We start from the raw sequence: 25,071 nt of genomic DNA on the forward strand, positions 1-25,071 counted from the left end.
TCAGCGCTCTTGGGGGGAATTGCCGTCGAATGCCGCCTGCACCAGGTCGGCGATGTCCATCGCGTCGATCGACTCGTCGTAGGCGTCCGCTGCGGTCGCGGCGGCGGCCTCGGCGCCGGACGCAGCGGTCTGCTCGGCGGCGAGCTTCAGCAGGGGTTCGAGCACGCCGATCTCGCGCAGCTGGGCCACGGAGACGGAGGCGAGCAGGGCCCTGATGGCGGAGGAGTCCGGGTCGCCGTCGTCGGCTGTCCCCTCCCCCGGGTCCTCGTCGGGGACGAGCAGGCTCAGGAGGTGGTCTGCCAGGGCGGCGGGGTTGGGGTGGTCGAAGACGAGCGTGGCGGTCAGGTTCAGTCCGGTAGCGGCGCCGAGCTGGTTGCGCAGTTCGACGGCGCTGAGGGAGTCGAAGCCGAGGTCACGGAACGCCCGGTCGGCGCCTACGGCGTCGGCTGTGGGGTGTCCCAGTACGGCCGCGGCCCGGGTGCGCACCAGGTCCCGTACGGCCTCGGAGCGCTTGGCGGGCGGCAGGCCCGTCAGCTTCGCGCGCAGCGCGTCGCCCGTGGTGTCCTCGCCGGTGTCCCCCGCCGCCCGGTGCTCGGCGTCGACGGTCGGCGCGCCGAGCAGCGGGCTGGGCCGTACGGCGGTGAAGGAGCGGACGAACAGGTCGCGTTCGATGTCGGCGACGACCTCGGTGGGCCGCCCGTCCATGACGGCCCGGCGCAGCGCCACGACGGCGAGGTCCGGGTCCAGCGGGCGGATTCCGGTGCGCCGGGCCACGTCGGCCGCGCGCTGGTCGGCGGCCATTCCGCCGCCTCCCCATACACCCCAGGCGAGGGATGTCGCGGCCAGGCCCTGGGCCCGGCGCCGTTCGGCGAGCGCGTCCAGGAAGGCGTTGGCGGCGGCGTAGTTGGCCTGGCCCGCGTTGCCGACCGCTCCGGAGGACGAGGAGAACAGGGCGAACACCGCCAGGTCCAGGTCCTCGGTGAGGTCGTGCAGGGCCAGGGCCGAGGCGGCCTTGGCGCGGAAGACGTCCTCGAACCGGTCCGGGGTGAGGCTGTCCAGGACACCGTCGTCGATGACGCCGGCGGTGTGGACGACGCCGGTCAGGGGGGACGTCTCGGGGATGTCCGCCAGGACCTTCGCGAGCGCGTCGCGGTCGGCGGCGTCGCATGCGGTGAGGGTGACGTCCGCGCCGAGCGCGGTGAGTTCGGCCCGCAGTGCGTCCGCGCCGGGCGCGTCCGGGCCCCGGCGGCTCAGCAGCAGCAGGTGCTCTGCGCCCGCCCGTGCCAGTTCCCGTGCCACGCGGGCGCCCAGTGCTCCGGTGCCGCCGGTGATCAGGACGGTTCCGGTGGGGTTCCACTCCCGGGTGGTCCGCCCGGCCGGTACGGGGACCAGCCTGCGGCCGAGGACGGCGGAGGGCCGGATCGCGATCTGGTCCTCGCCGCCGGGGGCGGCGAGCACATCGGCGAGACGGGCGGCGGTGCGGTCGTCCAGAGCGGCGGGCAGGTCGATCAGACCACCCCAGCGCTGCGGGTACTCCAGGGCGGCCACCCGACCCAGTCCCCATACGGCGGCCTGGGCGGGTCCGGACACCGGCTCGCCGGGCGCAGCGGCGACCGCGCCGCGGGTGACGCACCACAGGGGTGCGGCAAGGTCCGCGTCGCCGAGCGCCTGGATCAAGGTGGTGGTGAGGGCCAGCGCCTCGGGGGCGTGCGCCGGGTGGGCGGGCTCCGAGTGGGCGGGCTCCGAGTGGGCGGGCTCCGTGGCGAGGGCGAGCAGGGAGACCACGGCGGTGAACTCGGTTCCGTCGGCGGCCTGTTGGCGCAGCAGGTCGGCCAGGGCGGCCCGGTCGCTGCCGGGCGCGGTGAGGCGTACGGTGTCCGGGCCCAGGGCCGCGACGACATCGGCGACCAATGGGTCCTGCTCATGCCCTGCCGGGATCACGGCGAGCCGGGTGCCCGCCGGGGTGTGGGAGGGCGTGCGGGTCAGCGGCTCGAAGGTGATCTGCTGCCGCCAGCCGTCGACCGTGCCGGACTCCTCGCGCCTGCGGCGCCAGTCCGCGAGCGCGGGGAGCACCGTGGACAGCGCGTCGCGCTCGACGTCGAGCGTCGTGGCGAGGTCCGCGAAGTCCGCCTCCCGCACCGCCGACCAGAAGCCGTCGTCCGCGGCGGTCGCCGGGGTGGGGTCGGTGGCGGGCTGGGCGGCCGGCCAGAACCGCTGGTGCTGGAAGGGGTAGGTGGGCAGGTCGGTGCGGCGGGGCGCGGTCCGGGGCCCGGTGAGTACGGCGGGCCAGTGCGGGCTCACTCCGTCGACGTGCAGCCGGGCGAGCGCGGTGACCACACACTCCTGCTCACCGCGGTCCCTGCGCAGCGCCGGTACGGTGACCGCCGGCGAGGGCAGGGTGTCCAGGGTCTCCTGGGCCATGGCGCACAGCGCGCCGTCGGGGCCCAGCTCCAGGAACGCGGTCACTCCGCGGTCGGCGAGGGTGCGGACACCGTCGCCGAAGCGGACGGCCTCGCGGACGTGGCGCACCCAGTAGTCGGGGGAGCACACCTGCCGCTCGGTCGCCGCCTCGCCGGTCACGTTGGACACGAGCGGGATCGTGGGGGCGTCGTAGCCGACGCTTTGGGCGACTCGTCGGAAGTCGTCGAGAACGGCGTCCATGTGCAGTGAGTGAAATGCATGGCTCACCCGCAAACGCCTAGTCTTGCGCCCGTCGGCGGTGAACTTCTCCGCCAGGTCGAGTACGGCGGCCTCGTCGCCGGAGAGGACCACCGAGCGCGGTCCGTTGACCGCGGCGATGGACACGCCGTCGGTCAGGCAGGCGCGGGTCTCCTCCTCGGTGGCCTGGACGGCCACCATGGCGCCGCCCGCGGGCAGGGCGTTCATCAGCCGCGCCCGTGCGGCCACCAGCCGGCACGCATCGTCCAGGGAGAAGACCCCGGCCACGTGCGCGGCCGCGATCTCGCCGATGGAGTGCCCGGCGACGAAGTCCGGGCGGATGCCCCAGGAGGCGACCAGACGGAACAGCGCGACCTCGATCGCGAACAGCGCGGGCTGGGTGTAGCCCGTCTCGTTCAGCCGCTCCGAGTCGCCGAACATGACCTCCCGCAGCGGGAGTTCCAGTTCCGCTTCCAGGCGTGCCGTCACCTCGTCCAGGGCCTCCGCGAACACCGGGAAGCGGGCGTGCAGTTCCCGTCCCATGCCCACGCGCTGCGATCCCTGGCCGGAGAACAGCACCGCGAGCCTGCCGCGGCGCTCCGCGACCCGGCCCCGCAGGACCTGGGGGGTGTCGAGCCCGCCGGCGAGCGCGGCCAGACCCGCGAGCAGTTCCTCGCGGTCTTCGGCGAGGACGGCGGCCCGGTGGGTGAAGGCCGACCGGGTGGTGGCGGTGGACAGCGCGAACTCGGCGACGGTGAGGCCGGGCCGACCGGCCACGTAGGCGTGCAGCTGCCGGGCCTGGGCCCGCAGCGCGTCCGGTACGGCGCCGGACACCGGCACCGGCAGCGGGCCGCCCGCCTCCTGCGGGCGCTCGGGCTCCTCCGCAACGGTCGGTGCGGGCTGCTCGATGATCACGTGGGAGTTGGTGCCGCTGGCGCCGAAGGCCGAGATTCCGGCCCGTCGCGGGCGGCCGGTACGCGGCCAGTCGGCCGCCTGCGCCAGCAGTTCGACGGCCCCGGCGCTCCAGTCGACATGTGCCGAGGGCTCGTCGATGTGCAGGCTCCTGGGCAGCATGCCGTGGCGCATCGCCAGCACCATCTTGATCACACCGGCGATGCCGGCGGCCGCCTGGGTGTGGCCGATGTTGGACTTCACCGAGCCCAGCAGCAAGGGCAGTTCGGGGTCACGGCCCTGCCCGTACGTGGCCAGCAGCGCCTGCGCCTCGATGGGGTCGCCCAGGGTGGTGCCGGTGCCGTGTGCCTCCACGGCGTCCACGTCGGCCGGCGCCAGCCCCGCGTTGGCCAGCGCCCGCTGGATGACGCGGCGCTGCGAGGGGCCGTTGGGCGCGGTGATGCCGTTGCTGGCGCCGTCCTGGTTGACGGCCGAGCCGCGCAGTACCGCGAGCACCTCGTGCCCGTTGCGGCGGGCGTCGGAGAGCCGTTCCAGGACGAGGACGCCCACGCCCTCGGACCAGCCGGTGCCGCCCGCGGCGGACGCGAACGGCCGGCAGCGCCCGTCCGGTGCCAGGGCTCCCATCTCGCCGAACTCGACGAAGTTCACCGGGCTGGACATCACCGTCACACCGCCGGTCAGGGCGATGGAGCATTCGCCGTTGCGCAGGGCCTGGGCGGCCAGGTGGAGCGCCACCAGGGACGACGAGCACGCCGTGTCGACGCTGACGGAGGGTCCTTCCAGGCCGAAGTGGTAGGCCACCCGGCCGGAGAGCAGGCTCGCCGACTGCGCGGTCTGCGCATGCCCCAGCTGGCCCGCTTCGGGCCGGTAGTCGCCCGAGCCGCCGCCGATGAACACGCCGGTGTCGCCGCCGCGCAGCCGGGCGGGGTCGATGCCGGTGCGCTCCAGGGCCTCCCAGGTGGCTTCCAGCAGGATGCGCTGCTGCGGGTCCATCACCATCGCCTCACGCGGCGCGATGCCGAAGAACCCGGGGTCGAAGTCGGCCACGTCGTAGAGGAATCCGCCCTGGCCGGTGACGGTCCGGCCGCGGCCGTCCCGGTCGCCGTGCAGCAGCCGGTCCAGGTCCCAGCCGCGGTCGGTGGGGAAGCCTCCGATGGCGTCCGCTTCGCCCATGACCAGCTGCCACAGGTCCTCGGGCGAGCGGATCCCACCCGGGTAGCGGCAGCTCATGCCGACGATGACGACCGGGTCCTCGGCGGTGTCGGCGTCCTTCGTCCGCACCACCGCGGGGAGTTCCTCCGCGTCCTTCCCGCCCTCGCCGAGGAGTTCGGCCCGCAGGTAACCGGCGAGCGCGTCGGCCGTGGGGTAGTCGAAGACGAGGGTGGCGGGCAGGGCCAGACCCGTCGCGACGGCGAGCTGGTTGCGCAGGTCGACCGCGGTCAGCGAGTCGAAGCCGAGGTCCGTGAACGCCTGGCCGGAGGGTACGGCGTCGGCGTCCGCGAACCCGAGCACGGCCGCCACGCGGTCGCGGACCAGGGCCAGCAGGTGCTCCGTGCGCTCCGCGTCCGGGCGGGCGGCGAGTTCGGCCCGCAGGCCGGACGCGGCATCCGCCGTTCCCGGCGCGCTGCCGTCCGACTCCGCCAGCGCCTCGCGGGCCTCGGGGAGTTCGGCGAACAGGGCGCTGTGCCGCCTGCGGGTGAAGGCGGGCGCGAACTCGTCCCACCGTACGTCGGCGACCGTCACCGAGGGGGTGTCGGTGCCCAGGGAGCGGGCGAGCGCGGTCAGGGCCCGCGCGGGGTCCATCGGGGGCAGCCCGTTGGCCCGCAGGTGTGCGGCCAGGCTGCCGGAGGTGGCGTCGGCCCAGCCGCCCCACGAGACCGCCGTGGCAGGCAGTCCTCGGGCACGCAACATACCTGCCAGGGCGTCGAGTTGGGCTCCGGCCGCGGCCTCGGTGCCCCGGCCTCCGGCACCCCAGGTCCCGGCGATCGAGGAGAAGAGGACGAACGCGCCCAGGGGGCGAGCGCCGGTCGCCGCCTCGGCCACGGCCGCCAGGCTCTCCACGTCCGCGTACAGCGCGGCCAGGGATGCGCCGGGGTCCGCGGTGGTGGCGGTTCCGTAGGCGTCGGCGTCGGACGGCCCGTCCGCGTAGATCACGGCGGTCAGCGGCTCCGGGAGCGCGGCGAGCGCGCTCAGCAGCGCCTCACCGTCGGCCGGTGCGCAGTCGAGCACCGTCAACGGCACGCCCAGGGCGTCGAGTTCGCCGATCAGCTGCGCCGTGTCCGGTGCGGTGCGGTCGGCCAGCACCAGGTGCTGGGCACCCTGTCCGGCGAGCCACCGGGCGCAGTGTCCGCCGGTGCCGGACGCGGGGCCGACGACCAGGACCGTGCCGGCCGGCTGCCACGGGGTCGCGGGGGTGTCGTCCGTGGCGCGCACCAGCCGTCGTCCGAAGGCGCCGGAGGGCCGCAGTGCCACCTGGTCCTCGTCGCCGGCGCCGGACAGTACGGCGCGAAGCCGTTCCGCCGTACGCCGGTCGTGCTCCTGCGGTACGTCGACCAGGCCGCCCCAGCGGTCCGGGTGGTCCAGGGCCGCGACCCTGCCGAGCCCCCACACCGCCGCCTGGGCGGGGCTGACTTCGCTCTCCGAGCGGTCCACCGGCACCGCGTCGCGGGTGACGCACCACAGCGGGGCGTCGATGCCCGCCTCGGCCAGTGCCCGCAGCGCCTCGTCGGGCCAGGCCGGTCCGAAGGGGAGGGCGAAGGCGTACGGGATTGCGAGGAGGGAGACCACGCCGGTGAACTCGGTTCCCCGTTCGGCGAGTTCGCCGAGCCGTCCGGCGAACGCACCGCGGTCGGCCGGATCGACTTCCGCGATGACGACCGCATCGCCGAGGGCTGCGAGTACGGCAGTGGTCCACTCGTCGTCGGCGGCTCCCGTCGGGACGAGCGCCAGCCACGTTCCGGCGAGGGTGCCGGGCGCGGTGCCGGTCAGCGGCTTGAAGGTCACGTGGTAGCGCCAGCCGTCGACGGTAGAGCGCTCCACGCGCTTGCGGCGCCAGGCGGACAGGGCGGGTACGAGGGCCGACAGTGCGGCGTCGTCCAGTTCGAGGCTGTCGGAGAGCGACGAGAGGTCCGCGCGCTCCACCGCGTCCCAGAACTCGGCGTCCACGGGGTCCTGCGCACCGGTCGTCGCCTCCGCGGCGGGTGCGCCGTCCGGCCAGTACCACTGGTGCTGGAAGGGGTAGGTGGGCAGGTCGACACGGCGGGCACCGGTGCCGGCGAAGATCCCGGACCAGTCCACCCCCACGCCTACGACGTGCAGCTGGGCGAGCGCGGTCAGCAGCGCGGTCTCCTCGGACCAGTCCTTGCGCAGGGCCGGTACGGCGGTCGCGGTGCCGTCCAGGGTGTGCTGGGCCATCGCGGTCAGCACCCCGTCCGGGCCCAGCTCCAGGAAGACGGAGGCTCCTTCGGCGGCCAGGGCGCTCACGCCGTCGGCGAAGCGCACGGTCTCGCGCACATGCCGGACCCAGTACTCGGCCGAGCGGACGAGGTCCTCGGTGGCGAGTTCGCCGGTGAGGTTCGACACCAGCGCGATCCGCGGGGCTTCGTACGACAGTCCCTCGGCGACCCGCCGGAAGTCCTCCAGCATTGGCTCCATCAGCGGCGAGTGGAAGGCGTGGCTGACCGGCAGGCGCCGTGTCTTACGACCCAGGCCGGTGAACTCCTTGGCGATCCGCAGGACTTCGCGCTGCTCCCCGGCGATCACCACCGCCTCCGGGCCGTTGACCGCCGCGATCGACACCCCGTCGACCAGCCGTGCGGCCGCCTCCTCCGCTGTTGCCTGGACGGCCACCATCGCGCCGCCCGCCGGGAGGGCCTGCATCAGCCGCGCACGGGCCGCCACCAGCGCACACGCATCCGCCAGCGAGAACACCCCGGCGACATGCGCCGCCGCGATCTCACCGATCGAGTGCCCGCCCACGAAATCCGGCCGCACACCCAGGGACTCGGCCAGCCGGAACAACGCCACCTCGATGGCGAACAGCGCGGGCTGCGTGAACCCCGTCTCGTCCAAGCCCTCCGCATCACCGAACATCACGTCCCGCAACCCGGCATCGAAGTGCGCCAGCACCCCGTCCAGCGCCTCGGCGAACACCGGGAACCGGACATACAACTCCCGGCCCATCCCGACGCGTTGAGCGCCCTGGCCCGAGAACAGCACCGCCAGCTTCCCGTCGGCCTCGTGGGCGACGCCGCGGGCGAGTTCCCGTACGCCCGCGCCGTCGGCCGCGAGGACCGCGCGGTGGGTGAAGGCCGCCCTGCCCGTGGTGAGGGAGTGGCCCACGTCGACCGGTGACCGGCCGGTCAGCGCCGAGACCCGCTCGATTCCTGCCTCCAGGGCGGCCTCGGACTTGCCCGACACCGGCCAGGGCACGAGGCCCGGCACCGTGGTGGGCTCCGGCGCCACGGACTCCTCGGCGTCCGGCGCCTGCTCGATGATGACGTGGGCGTTGGTGCCGCTGACGCCGAAGGCGGAGACACCGGCCCGCCGGGCGTGCCCGGTCTCGGGCCACTCCTGCTGTTCGGTGAGGAGCGAGACCGTGCCGGCCGTCCAGTCCACGTGCGCGGACGGCGAGTCGGTGTGCAGGGTCTTGGGCAGCACGCCGTGGCGCATCGCCAGCAGCACCTTGATGGTGCCGGCGACACCGGCGGCGGCCTGGGTGTGACCCAGGTTCGACTTCACGGCGCCGAGCAGCAGCGGCCGGTCCGTCGGCCGGTCCTGTCCGTAGGCGGCGATGAGGGCGTGCGCCTCGATGGGGTCGCCGAGGGTGGTGCCGGTGCCGTGGGCCTCGACCACATCGACGTCGGCGGGGGCGAGGTCGGCGTCGGCCAGGGCCTGGCGGATGGCGCGCTGCTGGGCCCGGCCGCTGGGCGCGGTCAGCCCGTTGGAGGCGCCGTCCTGGTTGACCGCGGTGCCGCGCACGATGCCCCAGACGTCGTGGCCGTTGCGGCGGGCGTCGGAGAGCCGTTCCAGGAGGAGGACGCCGACGCCCTCGGACCAGCTCGTACCGTCGGCCGCATCGGCGAACGGCTTGCACCGTCCGTCGGGGGCCAGCCCTCCCTGGACCGTGAACTCGGTGAAGGAGTCGGGGCTGGACATGACCGAGACGCCGCCGGCCAGGGCGAGGGTGCACTCGCCGCTGCGCAGGGCGCCCGCGGCCATGTGCAGGGCGACCAGCGCGGAGGAGCAGGCGGTGTCGACGGTGACGGCCGGGCCCTCCAGGCCGAAGGCGTAGGAGAGGCGGCCGGACATGACGCTGGCGGTGTTGCCGGTGGCGACATGGCCGCGGATGTCGGTGGTGCCGGTGCCCTGGCGCAGGAGTGTGGCGTAGTCCTGGCCGTTGGTGCCGACGAATACGCCGGTACGGCTGCCGCGCAGGGTGGTCGCGTCGATTCCGGCGCGTTCGAACGCCTCCCAGGAGGTCTCCAGCAGCAGGCGCTGCTGGGGGTCCATGGCCAGGGCCTCGCGGGGCGAGATGCCGAAGAAGGGGGCGTCGAAGAGGCCGACGCCGTCCAGGAATCCGCCTTCGAGGGTGGCGGAGGCGCCGCGGGCGAGCGCGTCGAGGTCCCAGCCGCGGTCCGCGGGGAATCCGCTGATCGCGTCCTCGCCGCTGCTCAGCAGCTGCCAGAGGTCCTCGGGGGACCGTATGCCGCCGGGGAAGCGGCAGTTCATGCCGACGATGACGATGGGATCGTCGTCCGCCGCGCGGCCGACGAAGGCCGGGGCACCGGACTCGGGCAGGGCGCCCAGGAGTTCGGCGAGCAGGAAGTCGGCGAGGGCGGTCGGGGTCGGGTAGTCGTAGACGAGGGTTGCGGGCAGTTTCAGGCCGGTGGTGGCCGTGAGGGTGTTGCGCAGTTCGACGGTGGTCAGCGAGTCGAAGCCGAGGTCACTGAAAGCGCGTTCGGCGCCGATGGCCGAGGTGCCGCTGTGCCCGAGGACCGCGGCCACCTGGGTGCGTACCAGGTCCAGGACGAAGCGCGGGCGCGCGGCCGGGGAGAGTCCGGCGAGCCGTTGGCGCAGGGCCGGTTCCCGCAGAGCGGCTTCCGGTGTCCCGGCGGGCGGCGTGACCTGCTGGAGTTCGGGCAGGTCGGCGACGAAGAGGCTGGGGCGGGTCGCGGTGAAGACCTCTGCGTAGCGCTGCCAGTCGATGTCCGCGAGGGTCAGCGCCGTGGCGTCGTGCTCGATCGCCCGGCGCAGTGCGGTGAGGGCGAGCCGGGGCGGCATGGGGGTGAAGCCGCCGCGGCGGACGCGGTCCTGGATGCCGGTGCCGTCGGCCGCCATACCGGTCTCGGCCCAGGGGCCCCAGGCCAGCGAGGTGGCGGGCAGGCCGTGGGCGCGGCGGTGTGCGGCGAAGGCGTCGAGGAAGGCGTTGCCGGCGGCGTAGTTGCCCTGGCCGGGTGCGCCGAGGGTGCCGGCGACGGAGGAGAAGAGCACGAAGGCGCTCAGGTCCTGCTCGCGGGTCGTCTCGTGCAGGTTGCGGGTGGCGGTGACCTTGGTGCGCAGGACGGAGGCGAACTGCTCGGGGGTGAGCGTGTCCAGGGTGCCGTCGTCGACGGTGCCGGCGGTGTGGAACACCGCGGTGAGCGGGTGCTCGTCGGGGATCGCGGCCAGTACGGCGGCGAGCGCGTCCCGGTCGGCGGTGTCGCACGCCGCGACGGTGACGCGAGCACCCAACTCGGCGATTTCAGCCGCCAGTTCACCGGCGCCGGGGGCGTCGGTGCCGCGCCGGCTGACCAGCAGCAGATGTTCGGCGCCCGCCTCGGCCAGCCAGCGGGCGACGTGGCCGCCGAGCGCACCGGTGCCGCCGGTGACGAGCACCGTTCCGGTGGGGCGGAACGTGGCTGCCTCGGGGGCCGGTGCGGCCCGGTGGTGCGCCAGGCGGCGGACGAAGGTCGCGGTGGTCCGTACGGCGAGCTGGTCCTCGTCGCCGCTGTCGGCGAGGACGGCGGCCAGGCGGCGCAGGGTGGCGCCGTCGAGCTCGTCGGGGAGATCGACGAGGCCGCCCCAGCGCTGCGGGTGCTCCAGTGCGGCGACCCTGCCCAGGCCCCAGACGGCGGCCTGGGCGGGGCGGGCCGGGTGTTCGGCGCGGTCCACGGCCACGGCGGTACGGGTCACGCACCACAGCGGGGCGTCGATACCTGCGTCGCCCAGGGCCTGGAGGGCGGTCGCCGTCAGCAGGAGGCCCTCGGTCGTGGCGTCATCGGCATCCTCTGCGCCTTCGCCGGCCGTTGCCAGCAGGGACAGTACGCCCGCGAACTCACCGTGTTCCGCGGCCAGTTCGCTCAGCCGCTCGGCCAGCTCCTGGCGCTGGGCGGTGCTCACCTCGACCCGTACGGCGTCGGCGCCCAGGGCCCCGGCGACCGCATCGGTCCAGGCCCGGTCGCCGTCGGCCGGTGCGAGCACCAGCCAGGTCCCGGCCGGGTGTCCGGCGGTGGCCGTGCCGGTGAGGGGCTTCCAGGTGGTCCGGTAGCGCCAGCCGTCGACGGTGGAGCGCTCCCGGCTCTTGCGCCGCCAGGAGGAGAGGGCGGGCACGACGGCGGTGAGGGTGTCGTCGTCCAGGTCCAGCGAGGAGCCCAGGGACGGAAGGTCCGCGCGCTCGACGGCCGACCAGAACTCCGCGTCCGCCGCGTCGGCGGGGTGTGCGGGTGCGGCGGCTCCGGCGGCCGCCTCGGGCCAGTAGCGCTCGCGCTGGAAGGGGTAGGTGGGCAGGTCGATCCGCCGGGCGCCGCCGCCCGCGAACACGGCGTCCCAGTCGACCCGCACCCCGTGGAGGTGGAGCCGGGCCAGTGCCGTGGTCAGTGCGGGGGCCTCGGGCCGGTCGCGGCGCAGTGCCGGGACGGCGGTGGCGGGGGTCTGCTCGCCGGTGCTCTCGCGTACCGCGCCGCTGAGTACGGCGTCCGGGCCGAGCTCGAAGAAGGTCGTCACACCGTGCTCGGTGAGGTGCCGTACGGCGTCGGCGAAGCGGACGGTGCCGCGGACCTGCCGGGTCCAGTACGGCGCCGAGCACAGGTCGTCGGCCAGGATCAGCTCTCCGGTGAGGGTGGAGACCAGCGGCAGCTCCGGCGCGTGGAAGGTGATGCCTTCGGCGGCGCGGGTGAAGTCGTCCAGCATCGCGTCCATATGCGGCGAGTGGAAGGCGTGGCTGACGCGCAGCTGCTTGGTGCGGCGGCCGAGTTCGTGGAAGTGGGCCGCCACGGCGTGTACCGCGTCCTCGTCGCCCGAGACGACCAGGGACGTGGGGGTGTTGACGGCGGCGACCGCGGCTCGTCCCTCGTACGGGGCGAGCACGGCGGCCGCCTCGTCCTCGGTGGCCTCGACGGAGGCCATGGCGCCGCCGGAGGGCAGGGCGGCCATCAGCCGGCCGCGAGCCGCTACGAGGGTGCAGGCGTCCTCCAGGGAGAGGACTCCTGCGGCGTGCGCGGCGGCGAGCTCGCCGATGGAGTGTCCCGCGACGTAGTCGGGGCGCAGGCCCCAGGACTCGGCGAGACGGAACAGCGCCACTTCGAGGGCGAACAGGGCCGGCTGGGTGTAGCCGGTGTCGTCGAGCAGTTCGGCCTCGGGGGTGCCGGGGTCGGCGAAGAGGATCTCCCGCAGCGGGCGGTCGAGTTCGAGGTCGAAGCGGGCCAGTACGGCGTCCAGGGCCTCGGCGTAGACCGGGTGGCGGTCGTAGAGCTCGCGTCCCATTCCGGGGCGCTGGCTGCCCTGGCCGGTGAAGAGGAAGGCGAGCCGGCCGCGGTCCGGGCGGCCGGTGAGCAGTCCGCCGTCGGGGGTCGCGTCGCGCAGCGCGGTCAGGGCGCGGGTGAGGGTGTCGGGGTCGTCGGTGACGACGGCCGCACGGTGCTCCAGGGCGGCCCGGGAGGTGGCGAGCGAGAACGCGAGGTCGGTGAGCGGAAGTTCGGGGTGGTCGGCGAGGTGGGTCAGGAGCCGTCCGGCCTGGGCGCGCAGGCCCGCTTCGGTGCGTCCGGACAGGGTCACGGGGACGGGTGTGGGGTCGGCCGGGCGGGCCGGTGCGGTGTCGGTGTCCTCCTCGGTCCGGTCCTCCGGGGCCTGTTCGAGGATGGTGTGGACGTTGGTGCCGCTGAGTCCGAAGGAGGAGACGCCCGCGCGACGCGGGTGCCCGGTGGCCGGCCAGGGCAGCGGCTCGGTGAGCAGCTGGATGGCGCCGGAGCTCCAGTCGACGTGACTGGAGGGCCGGTCGATGTGCAGGCTCCGCGGCACCGCGGCATGGCGCATGGCCATGACCATCTTGATGACGCTGGCGACACCGGACGCCATCTGGGTGTGGCCGATGTTGGATTTGACGGAGCCCAGGAGCAGCGGGTGCTCGGGGTCGCGGCCCTGGCCGTACGTGGCCAGCAGGGCCTGCGCCTCGATGGGGTCGCCGAGTGCCGTGCCGGTGCCGTGCCCGTCGATGACGTCGATGCCGTCGGGGTCCACCTCGGCGTTGGCCAGGGCCTGCCGGATGACGCGCTGCTGGGACGGGCCGTTGGGCGCGGTCAGTCCGTTGGAGGCGCCGTCCTGGTTGACGGCGGAGCCCCGGATGACGGCCAGGACCTGGTGCCCGTTGCGGCGGGCGTCGGAGAGCCGCTCGACGAGGACGAGGCCGACGCCTTCGGCCAGGCTCATGCCGTCGGCCTGGTCGGAGTACGCCTTGCAGCGGCCGTCGGCCGCCATCGCGCGCTGCCGGCTGAAGCCGACGAACGCGCCCGGCGTGGACATGATGCTGACACCGCCCGCGAGGGCCAGGGAGCTCTCGCCGTTGCGCAGGGACTGGCAGGCCAGGTGCAGCGCGACCAGGGAGGAGGAGCAGGCGGTGTCGAGGGAGACGGCCGGGCCCTCGAAGCCGTAGGTGTAGGAGAGCCGGCCGGACAGGACGCTGGAGATGGTGCCGGTGATCAGGTGTCCCTCGGCGCCGTCCGGGCCCGCGCCGAAGGCGCCGTAGTCCTGGTAGCTGGCGCCGATGAAGGTGCCGGTGCTGCTGCCGCGCAGGGTGGCGGGGTCGATCCCGGCGCGCTCCATCGCCTCCCAGGAGGTCTCCAGCAGCAGGCGCTGCTGGGGGTCCATGGCCAGGGCCTCGCGGGGCGAGATGCCGAAGAAGGAGGCGTCGAAGTCGGCGGCGTCATGCAGGAAGCCGCCCCGGGTCGAGTAGGTGTGGCCGGCCCGGTCGGGGTCGGGATCGTAGAGGCCCTCGGCGTCCCAGCCGCGGTCGGCGGGGAACTCTCCGGTGGCGTCGCCGCCCTCGGTGACCAGTCGCCACAGGTCCTCCGGTGAGCCGACGCCGCCGGGATAGCGGCAGCTCATGCCGATGATGGCGATGGGCTCGTCGGCGGCGGCGGTGTGCGTGGTCGTGGCGGCGGTGCCGGTGGCGGACCCGGCGAGGGACTCGCGCAGGAACGCGACGAGTGCGAGCGGGTTGGGGTAGTCGAAGACCATGGTGCTCGGCAGGGCGAGCCCGGTCACGGAGGCGATGCGGTTGCGCAGGTCGACGGCGGTCAGGGAGTCGAAGCCGACGTCGCGGAAGGCACGTTGTTCGGAGAGCACGTCGGGTGAGGCATGGCCGAGCGCGGTGGCCGCCTCGGTACGGACGAGATCCAGCAGGAGGCGGTCCTGCTCGACCGCGGCCAGCCCATCGAGCCGGGTGGCGAACTCGCTGCCGGAGTCGGTGACTTCGGCGCTCTCCTGCGCCAGCTGCCGCACCTCGGGCAGGTCCTCGAAGAGCCGGGTGGGCCGCGCGGCGGTGAAGACGGGGTAGTAGCGCCCCCAGTCCACGTCGGCGACGGCCAGGTGCGTTTCCTCGTCGTCGAGGGCCTGGCGCAGGCCGGTGAGGGCGAGTTGGGGATCCATGAAGACCAGCCCGCTGCGGCGGATCTGGCCGGGGTCGACGCGGCCGAGCTTGAGGTCGTCGGCCCAGATGCCCCAGGAGACGGCGGTGGCGCGGGCGCCGCGGGCGCGGCGGTGTTCGGCCAGGGCGTTGAGATAGGCGTTTCCGGCGACGTAGGCGGCGTGGGCGCCGCTGCCCCACATACCGGCGGTGGAGGAGTACAGGACGAAGGCGTCCAGGTCGTCGCCGAGGAGTTCGTCCAGGTGCCGGGCGCCGATGACCTTGGCGTCCATGACCTTCGCGAAGTCGTCCAGGGTCGTCTCGTCCAGCGGCGCCAGCTCGATGGTGACGGCGGTGTGCACGACGGTGCGTACGGTGCGGCCCTCGGCCCGAAGCGCGGCGAGCATCTGCGCGACCGCGTCGCGGTCGGTCAGGTCGCAGGCCACCGCTTCGGCCTGGCAGCCCAACTCGGCCAGTTCCTGGACGAGTTCCGCTGCGCCGGGTGCCGCCGGGCCGCGGCGGCTGGTGAGCACGATGTGCTCGGCGCCCTGCTGGGCGAGCCAGCGGGCCAGGTGCGGGGCGAGGGTGCCGGTGCCGCCGGTGACGAGGGTGGTGCCCCTCGGCGTCCAGGGGCGGGCCGGGGCGGGGTCCGCGGGGGCGGCGCGGACGACGCGGCGGGCGAAGACGCCCGAGGAGCGGACGGCGAGCTGGTCCTCGCCACTGCGGCCGGTCAGGACGGCAGCCAGGCGCTCGCCGGCCCGCCGGTCCAGCTCCTCGGGCAGGTCGACCAGGCCGCCCCAGCGCTGCGGGTGTTCGAGCGCGGCCGTCCAGCCGAGGCCGAGGATCTGGGCCTGGTCGGGGCGGGTGAGCCGGTCCGCGCGACCGGTGGAGACGGCGCCTTGGGTCAGGCACCACAGGGGTGCGTCGATTCCGGCGTCGCCGAGCGCCTGGACGAGCGCGACGGTCAGGGTCACCGCGCGACTGAGCGTCGGGTGGGTGGCGCTTGCCTCGTCTGCCGGGGCCGGCAGGGACACCACGCCCGTGAGGTCCGCCGCGCCGTCGAGGCCGGTCAGGCGCGCGGTCAGGGTGGCGCGGTCGGCGCAGCTGTCGTCCAGGACGAGGGTGCGCGTCCCGGCGCCGTGGGCGGCGAGGACACCGGTGAGGGTGTCGGTGTCGGCTCCTTCGGGGGCGACGACGAGCCAGGTGCCCGTCAGGGCCGCCGCGGGCAGGCCGGTCAGCGGCTTCCAGGTGGCGCGGTAGCGCCAGGAGTCCACGGTGGACAGCTCGCGGCGGCGCTTGCGCCAGTGCGAGAGGGCCGGGAGGACCGGGGCGAGGGAGGTGCGGTCCAGGCGCAGCCGGGAGGCGAGCGCCTCGACGTCCTCCTCCTCGACCGCCGTCCAGAACTCGGCGTCCGCGGGATCCGCTTCGGGCCGGTCCGGGGACCGCTCGGGGATCGCCCACAGGTGCTCGCGCTGGAAGGCGTACGTGGGCAGCGGCACCCGGCGGGCGCCGGTGCCGGCGAAGACGGCGGACCAGTCGGCGTCCGCGCCCCGGACGAAGGCTTCGGCCAGGGAGGCCAGGAAGCGGTCGGTGGCGCCGGTGTCGCGCCGGAGCGTGCCGAGCACCGCGGCGGCGGCCCCGGCTTCCTCGGCGGTCGCCTGGATGCCCATGGACAGGACGGGGTGGGAGCTGACCTCGATGAAGAAGTGGTGGCCCTGGGCGAGGAGTTCGCCGATGGCGGGCTGGAAGTGGACGGTCCGGCGCAGGTTGGTGAACCAGTACTCCGCGTCCATGACGGTGGTGTCCAGCCAGTCACCGGTGACGGTGGAGAAGAAGGGCACCTGCGCCGGGCGCGGGCGCACCGGTTCGAGGACGGTGCGCAGTTCGTCGCGCACCCGCTCGACCTGGGCGGAGTGCGAGGCGTAGTCCACGGCGATGCGCCGGGCACGGATGTCCTCGCCGACCAGTTCGGCCTGGAGGGCGTCCAGCGGCGCGGTGGCGCCGGAGACGACGGTGGACCGGGGGCCGTTGACGGCGGCGATCGACAGGTCCTCATAGGCGGCGAGGCGCTGTTCGACGTCGGCGGCGGGCAGCGGGACCGACAGCATGCCGCCGGTTCCGGCCAGCCCGCGGGCGATGGCCTGGCTGCGCAGCGCGACGACGCGGGCCGCGTCCTCCAGGGAGAGCGCCCCGGCGACGGCGGCCGCGGCGATCTCGCCCTGCGAGTGGCCGACCACGGCGTCCGGGGTGATGCCGTGGGAGGTCCACAGCGCGGCCAGGGAGACCATGACGGCGAAGGAGGCGGGCTGGACGACGTCGACGCGGTCCAGGGTCGGCGCGCCGTCGGCCTGGCGCAGCACGTCGAGCAGGGACCAGTCGACGAACTCCGAGAGGGCGGTGGCGCATTCGGTCAGGCGCGCGGCGAAGACCGGGGACTCCTCAAGGAGCCGCGCTCCCATGCCGGCCCACTGGGAGCCCTGGCCGGGGAAGACGAAGACGGTCCTGCCGTCGGTGTCGGCCGTGCCCTGGACGATGCCGGGTGCGGAGCCGCCGGTGGCGAGGGCGTCCAGGGCCGCGCGCCGGGATGCGTCGTCGGTGCCGACGACGACGGCGCGGTGGTCGAAGAGGGTGCGCGCGGCCACCAGGGTGTGGCCGACGTCGAGGGCATCGGGTGCCTCGCCGTCGAGGTGGGCGGCGAGCTGGGCCGCCTGGGCGCGCAGCGCGCCCGGGGTCCGGGCGGACAGCACCCAGGGGATGGCGTCCCCGGCCGGGGGCACCGGCCCCGCGGGGGTCGCCTCGTGCGGGCGGGGGGCCTCTTCGAGGAGGGTGTGGGCGTTGGTGCCGCTGATGCCGAAGGAGGAGACCGCGCAGCGGCGCGGGCGCTCGCCCTCGGGCCAGTCGGTGGGTTCGGTCAGCAGGGAGACGGTGCCGGGGGTCCAGTCGATGTGGCTGGAGGGGGTGTCGGCGTGCAGGGTGCGCGGCAGCTGTCCGTTGCGCAGGGCCAGGACCATCTTGATGACGCCGGCCACGCCGGCGGCCGACTGGGTGTGGCCGATGTTGGACTTCACCGAGCCCAGCAGCAGCGGACTGTCCGGGTCGCGGCCCGGTCCGTAGGTGGCGAGCAGGGCCTGGGCCTCGATGGGGTCGCCGAGGGCGGTGCCGGTGCCGTGGGCCTCGACGGCGTCGATGTCCGCCGGGGTCAGCCCCGAGTTGGCCAGGGCCTGGCGGATGACGCGCTGCTGGGAGGGGCCGTTGGGGGCGGACAGGCCGTTGGAGGCGCCGTCCTGGTTGATGGCCGAGCCGCGGACGACGGCGAGGATCTCGTGCCCGTTGCGCTGGGCGTCCGAGAGGCGCTCCAGGACGAGGACGCCCACGCCCTCGGCCAGGGTCATGCCGTCGGCGCCTTCGGAGAACGCCTTGCAGCGGCCGTCGCCTGCCAGGGCGCGCTGCCGGCTGAAGGCGACGAACGGGTTGGGGTTGGTCATCACGGTCGCGCCGCCGGCCAGGGCCAGGGAGCTCTCGCCGTTGCGCAGCGACTGGCAGGCCAGGTGCAGGGCGACCAGGGAGGAGGAGCAGGCGGTGTCGACGGTGACGGCCGGGCCTTCGAGGCCGAAGAGGTAGGCCAGGCGCCCGGAGAGCACGCTGGGGCTGGTGCCGGTCACCAGGTGACCGGCGGAGCCGTCCTCGACGCCGAGTCCGTACTCCTGGTAGGTGGAGCCGATGAAGGTGCCGGTCGTGGTGCCGTGGACGGTGGTGGGGTCGATGCCGGCGTGCTCGAACGCCTCCCAGGTGGTCTCCAGCAGCAGCCGCTGCTGGGGGTCCATCGACAGCGCCTCGCGCGGCGAGATGCCGAAGAAGGAGGCGTCGAACTCGCCCGCGTCGTGCAGGAATCCGCCCTGGGTGGAGTACGTCGTGCCGGGGTTGTCCGGGTCGGGGTGGAAGAGGCCGGTGTTCCAGCCGCGGTTGACGGGGAAGTCGCTGATGGCGTCGACGCCTTCGCTGACCAGGTCCCACAGCTGCCGCGGGGAACGGACGCCGCCGGGGAAGCGGCAGCTCATACCGACGATGGCGATGGGCTCGTCGAAGCCCCCCGACGGTACGGCCACGGGGGCGGCCGACTCCTGGGCGGTGCCCAGGAGTTGCTCGCGCAGGTGGCGGGCGAGGGCCACGGGGGTCGGGTAGTCGAAGACGAGGGTGGCGGGCAGGGCCAGGCCGGTGAGGGCGGCGAGCCGCTTGCGCAGTTCCACGGCGGTCAGCGAGTCGAAGCCGGCGTCGCGGAAGGCCCGCCGCTCCGCGATGGCATCCGCGGAGTCGTGGCCGAGGGCGATGGCCGCCTCGGCGCGCACCAGGTCGCCCAGCAGCCGCTCCTGCCCGTCCTGGTCCAGGCCCCGCAGGCGCGCGGCGAATTCGGGCGCGGCGCTTTCGTCCTCGGGGCGTATCAGGGCCTGGACCTCGGCCAGTTCGTCGAAGAGGGCGCTGGGGCGGGTGGAGGTGAAGACGGGGTGGTAGCGCTCCCAGTCGATGTCGGCGACGGTGACGGTGACGTCCCGGTGGACGACGGCGCGCCGCAGTTCGGCGAGGGCGGTCGCGGGCGCGAGGAAGCGCAGTCCGCGCTTGTGCAGTTCGTCGGTGACGGCCTCGTGGGTGGCCATACCGGCCTCTGCCCAGGGGCCCCAGGCGACGGAGGTGGCGGGCAGGCCGCGGGCGGCGCGGTGCTCGGCGAGGGCGTCGAGGTAGGCGTTGGCGGCGCTGTAGGCGCTCTGTCCGGCGCTGCCCCACACTCCGGCGATCGAGGAGACCAGGACGAAGAAGTCCAGGTCGTGGCCGTCCAGGAGGCTGTCGAGGTGGGCCGCGCCGAGCAGCTTGGCGGCCATCGCCTGTGCGGCGTCGGCCAGTGGGGTGTCGGCGAGGGCGGCCGCCTGGCCGACACCGGCCGCGTGCACGACGCCGGTCAGCGGGTGCTCGTCGGGTAGGGAGTCCAGCAGCGCGGCGAGTGCGGCGCGGTCGGCGGTGTCGCAGGCCGCGAGGGTGACGCGGGCACCCAACTCCTCGATTTCGGCGGCCAGTTCGGCGGCTCCGGGGGCTTCGGGGCCGCGGCGGCTGGTGAGCAGGAGGTGCTCGGCGCCGCTGCGGGCGAGCCAGCGGGCGGCCTCGGCGCCGAGCGCTCCGGTGCCGCCGGTGATGAGCACGGTGCCGCGTGCGGTGAACGCGTCGGCCGGGGGCAGTTCGGCCTGCGGGTGGCGCACCAGGCGTCGGCCGAACGCTCCGGTGGCGCGGACGGCGATCTGGTCCTCGCCGCCCTCGGCGGCCAGCGCGCTGACGAGGTGCTGGGTGGCGGGGGCGTCGAGGGCGGCCGGCAGGTCGATCAGGCCGCTCCACAGCTGCGGGTGCTCCAGGGCGGCGACCCGGCCCAGTCCCCAGACCGCGGCCTGGAGGGGGTGGGTGAGCGGGTCGTCGGCGCCGGTGGTGACGGCGCCCCGGGTCAGGGTCCACAGGGGCGCGGCGAGGCCGGTGTCGGCGAGCGCCTGGATCAGCACGAGGCTCAGCGCGAGCCCGGTGGACGGCTGGGCGCCGGTCTCGGCCCCGGCTTCGGCCCCGGCCTCGGCCCCGGACCGGTCGGCGAGCGGCAGCAGGGACAGCACACCGGTCAGGGGCCGGTCCTGGTCGCGTACGGCGGCGAGCCGGCCGGCGAGATGGGCGCGGTCGCGGCAGGCGTCGTCCAGGACGAGGGTCTCGAACTGGGCGCCGTGGCCGCGCAGCGCGTCGAGGATCTCGTCGCTGTCGATGCCGTCGGCGGTGACGAGCAGCCAGGTGCCGTCCAGTACGGGTGCGGCGGTTGCCTGCACGGGGCGCCAGGCCACGCGGTAGCGGGTGGAGTCCAGCAGCGCCTTCTCCTGCCGGTGCTGGCGCCAGGAGGACAGCGCGGGCAGCAGGGCGTACAGGGAGGCGTGCTGTTCGTCGCGCAGCCCGAGGAGGGCGGCCAGTTCCGTGGCGTCGCCGCGTTCGACGGCGCCCCACAGCTCGGCGTCCGCGGGGTCGGCGGCACCCTGCGCGAGGCGGGCCGGGGCCTGTTCGGGCCAGTAGCGCTCGTGCTGGAAGGCGTAGGTGGGCAGGTCGATGGTGCGGGCGCCGGTGCCGGCGAGGTATCCGGGCCAGTCGACGGTCGTGCCGCGGACGTGCAGGCGGGCCAGCGCGGTGGCCGCGCAGCGCTCCTCGCCGCGCCCGTGGCGCAGCAGCGGGACGATATGCGCCTCCGCGTCGTCGCCGAGGGCGTCCTGGGCGGCGGCCGACAGCACGCTGTCGGGGCCGAGTTCGAGGAAGGTGCCGGCGCCGCAGTCGTGCGCGGCGCGCAGGGTGTCGGCGAAGCGGACGGCGCCGCGGGCGTGCGCGACCCAGTAGTCGGCCGAGCGCAGTTCCGCTTCGGTGGCGGGCCGTCCGGTCAGGCCGGAGATGACGGTCACGTCCGGCGCGTGGTAGGTGAGTTCGGCGGCGGCCTCGCGCAGCCCGTCGAGCGCGGGTTCCATGAGCGGCGAGTGGAAGGCGTGGCTGACCGTCAGGCGCTTGGTCTTGCGGCCCCGGTCGGCGAAGTGGGCGGCGATCTCCTCGGCGGCGGCCAGTTCTCCGGCGACCACGACGCTGCGGGGGCCGTTGACGGCGGCCAGGGAGACCTCGTGGTCGCGCCCGGCGAGCAGCGGCGCGGTCTCGTCCTCGGTGGCCTCAAGGGAGATCATCGCGCCGCCGGCGGGCAGCGCCTGCATCAGCCGTCCGCGCGCGATCACCAGGCGGGCCGCGTCGGGCAGCGAGAGGACGCCCGCGACATGCGCGGCGGTGATCTCGCCGATGGAGTGGCCCAGCAGCACGTCGGGGCGGATGCCCCAGGTGCCGAGCAGCCGGTGGAGCGCGACCCCGATGGCGAACAGCGCGGGCTGGGTCCACTCGGTGCGGTCCAGCAGCGCCGCCTCGGGGCTGCCCTCCGGGGCGAACAGGATGTCCTTGAGGGGGCGGTCCAGGTGCGGGTCGAGGGCGGCGGTCACCTCGTCGAGGGCCTGGGCGAACACGGGGAAGCGGGCGGCGAGTTCCCGGCCGGCGCCGGGGCGCTGGCTGCCCTGCCCGGAGAACACCACGGCCAGTTTGCCCGCGCCGCCGACCTCGCCCTCGGTCAGCGCGGGGCCGGGCCGGTCGGCGGCCAGGTCGGCGAGGGCGCGCAGCAGTTCGTCGCGGTCGCCGGTGACGACGGCGCGCTGGTCGAAGGCCGAGCGGGTGGTGGCCAGGGAGAGCGCGACATCGGCCGGGTCCAGGGCGGGGCGCTCCTCCAGGAAGGACCGCAGGCGGGCGGCCTGGTCGCGCAGCGCGGCCCGGCTCTTGCCCGACAGCGTCCAGGGCACGACGGCCGGGGTGAGCGCCGGCTCCTCGCGCCGCTCGGCGACGGCCGCCGGCTCCTCGACGATGAGGTGCGCGTTGGTACCGCTGAATCCGAAGGAGGAGACGGCGGCGCGGCGCGGCCGGTCGGCCTGCGGCCAGGGTGTCTCCTCGGTGAGCAGGCGCACCGCCCCGGAGTCCCACTCCACGTGTGAGGACGGCTCGTCGGCGTGCAGGGTGCGGGGCAGCACGCCGTGGCGCATGGCCATGACCATCTTGATGACGCCGGCGACGCCGGCCGCGGCCTGGGTGTGGCCGATGTTGGACTTCACCGAGCCCAGCAGCAGCGGACTCCCCGCCTCGCGGTCCTGGCCGTAGGCGGCGAGCAGGGCCTGCGCCTCGATGGGGTCGCCGAGGGTGGTGCCGGTGCCGTGGCCCTCCACCGCGTCGATGTCCGTGGCGGACAGGCCGGCGGCGGACAGGGCCTGCCGGATCACCCGCTGCTGGGCGGGGCCGTTGGGGGCGGTCAGGCCGTTGGAGGCGCCGTCCTGGTTGACGGCGGAGCCCCGTACGACGGCCAGGACCCGGTGCCCGTTGCGGCGGGCGTCGGAGAGGCGTTCCAGGACGAGGACGCCCACGCCCTCGGACCAGCCGACGCCGTCGGCGCCGTCGGAGAACGCCTTGCAGCGCCCGTCCGGGGACAGGCCGCGCTGCCGGGAGAACTCGATGAGGGCACCCGGCGTCGACATGACCGTGACTCCGCCGGCCAGCGCGAGCGAGCACTCCCCCGCGCGCAGGGCCTGCATCGCCCAGTGCATGGCGACCAGCGAGGACGAGCAGGCGGTGTCGACGGTGACGGCGGGGCCTTCGAGGCCGAGGGTGTAGGAGATGCGCCCGGAGGCGACGCTCGGGGCGGTGCCGCTGCCCTGGTGGCCCTCGAACTGCCCGCCGGAGAGCACCGTGGCGTAGTCGTTGTACATCACGCCCGCGAACACGCCGGTCTGGCTGCCGCGCAGGGACACCGGGTCGATGCCCGCCCGCTCGACGGCCTCCCAGGACGCTTCGAGGAGGAGGCGCTGCTGGGAGTCGGTGGCCAGGGCCTCGCGGGGGCTCATGCCGAAGAAGGCGGGGTCGAAGTCGGCGGCGGTGTGCAGGAATCCGCCGAAACGGGAGTAGGAGGTGCCGGTGCGGTCCGGGTCCGGGTCGTAGAGCGCGTCCAGGTCCCAGCCCCGGTCGGTGGGCAGGCCCGAGATGGCGTCGGTGCCCTCGCTGACCAGCCGCCACAGGTCCTCGGGCGAGGCGACGCCGCCCGGGTAGCGGCAGCTCATGCCGACGATGACGATGGGGTCGTCGTCCGCGGCGGTGCGGGGCGCGTCGGCCGCGGCGGCGGCTTCGGAGCCCATGAGTCCGTCGAGGAGGTGCGCGGCGAGGGCATCGACGGTCGGGTGGTCGAAGATGACCGTCGCGGCGGTGCGCAGGCCGGTGGCCGCGCTGAGCCGGTTGCGCAGTTCCACGGCGGTCAGCGAGTCGAAGCCCAGCTCCCGCAGCGGGCGCCGCGGGTCGATGTCGGCGGTGCCGGCGTGGCCGAGCACGGCGGCCACCTGTCCGGCCACGAGGTCGAGCACGACCTCGCGGCGGTCGGTCTCCGCCAGCCGGGACAGCTGCTGGACGAGGGTGACGGCGGTCTCCGAGGCGGAGACCACCGAGCGGCGGGCCGGGGTACGGATCAGGCCGCGCCACAGCGGCGGAATCTCGCTCTGGACGCGCAGGACGGAAAGGTCGATGCGGGTCGGCAGCAGGACGGCGGCGTCCGTGGCGGTGGCCGCGTCGAAGAGGGCGATGCCCTGTTCCTCGGTGAGCGCGGGCGTGCCCATCCGGGCCAGGCGATCGAGGTCGTCGTCCGTCAGGCCGCCGGTCATTCCGGCGGTGGGCGCCCACGGGCCCCAGGCCAGGGAGAGGCCCGGCAGCCCCTGGGCACGGCGCAGTTGGGCGAGCGCATCGAGGAAGGCGTTGGCGGCGGCGTAGTTGCCCTGGCCCGCCGCGCCCACGGTGCCGGAGAGGGACGAGAAGACGACGAAGGCGGCCAGGTCCAGGTCCCGGGTGGCCTCGTGGAGGTGCCAGACGGCGTCGGCCTTGGGCCGCAGGACGGCACTGATCCGCTCGGGGGTGAGCGAGGCGATCACGCCGTCGTCGAGGCTGCCGGCGCTGTGCACGACGGCGGTGACGGGGTGCTCGGCGGGCACACCGGACAGCAGCCGCCGCACGGCGGCGCGGTCGGCCAGGTCGCATGCCGCGAGGGTCACCTGCGCGCCGTGCGCGGCCAGTTCGGCCATGAGTTCCCCGGCGCCGTCGGCGTCGGCGCCGCGGCGGCTGACGAGCAGCAGATGGCGTACGCCGCGCTCGGCGACCAGGTGCCGGGCCAGTACGCGGCCCAGGCCGCCGGTGGCTCCGGTGAGCACCACGGTGCCCTCCGGGTCCCACTCCGTGGCGGCCTGCGGCGCCTGGGCGCGGGCGAGTCGCGCGGTGAGCACGGCGGTGCCGCGGACGGCGGTCTGCGGCTCGTCCGAGGACAGGGCCAGGGCCCGCAGCAGCGGCTCCGTGGCGGGCTCGGTGGTGCCGGGGTCGAGGTCCAACAGCCCGAAGCGGCCGGGGTGTTCGCTCTGCGCGGCCCGTACGAGGCCCCAGACGGCGGCGGCCACCGGGTCGGATGCCTGCCGGGCGTCGGTGGCGAGGGCGCCACGGGTGACGAAGACCAGCCGGGAGGCGGCGTACCGCTCGTCCGTCAGCCAGGTCCGCAGGCGCTCCAGTACGTGGGCGGTGCGGGCGTGCACGGAGGTGACGACGTCGTCCTCGGTCGTGCCCGCGACGGGGGCGAGGACCACGTCCGGGGCGTGGGGGGCGGCGTCCGGGCCGGGCACCGCCGTGACCGTGAGGTCCGTCGGTGCAAGGGCCCGCTCCAGGCCGAAGAGGTCGGGGCCGAGGACGGCGGCCGAGGCGGGCGCCTCGTGGGCGGTCTGGCGCGCCTCGCTCCACCGCAGCTCGAACAGGGCGTCGCGGACGAGGGAGTGGGCCGCGTCGATCTGCTCGTCGGGCAGGGTGCGCAGGACCAGCGAGCCGATGGAGGCGACGGGGGCGCCGGTGGTGTCGGCGACGGCGAGGGCCACCGCATCGTCCCCGTCCGGGGTCAGCTTCACCCGGACCGTGCTCGCGCCGCTCGCGTGCAGGGTGACGTCCTGCCACGAGAAGGGCAGGCCGCCGCGGGC

The 25,071-nt window shown here is 75.0% G+C and carries 1 protein-coding gene (cut by a window edge); it reads right to left on the bottom strand.

Annotated elements, in window-relative coordinates; all coding sequences use genetic code 11:
• A protein-coding gene (locus SNA_RS21330) for a type I polyketide synthase (protein ID WP_044366220.1) crosses the window boundary here: on the bottom strand, nt 1-25,071 show its 3' portion. It continues 3,453 nt past the right edge of the window; the window shows 25,071 of its 28,524 coding nt (coding positions 3,454-28,524); its start codon lies beyond the right edge, outside the window — the gene reads right to left on this strand; its stop codon occupies nt 1-3.

This window comes from Streptomyces natalensis ATCC 27448, from assembly GCF_000935125.1.
GTDB classification, from domain to species: Bacteria; Actinomycetota; Actinomycetes; order Streptomycetales; family Streptomycetaceae; genus Streptomyces; species Streptomyces natalensis.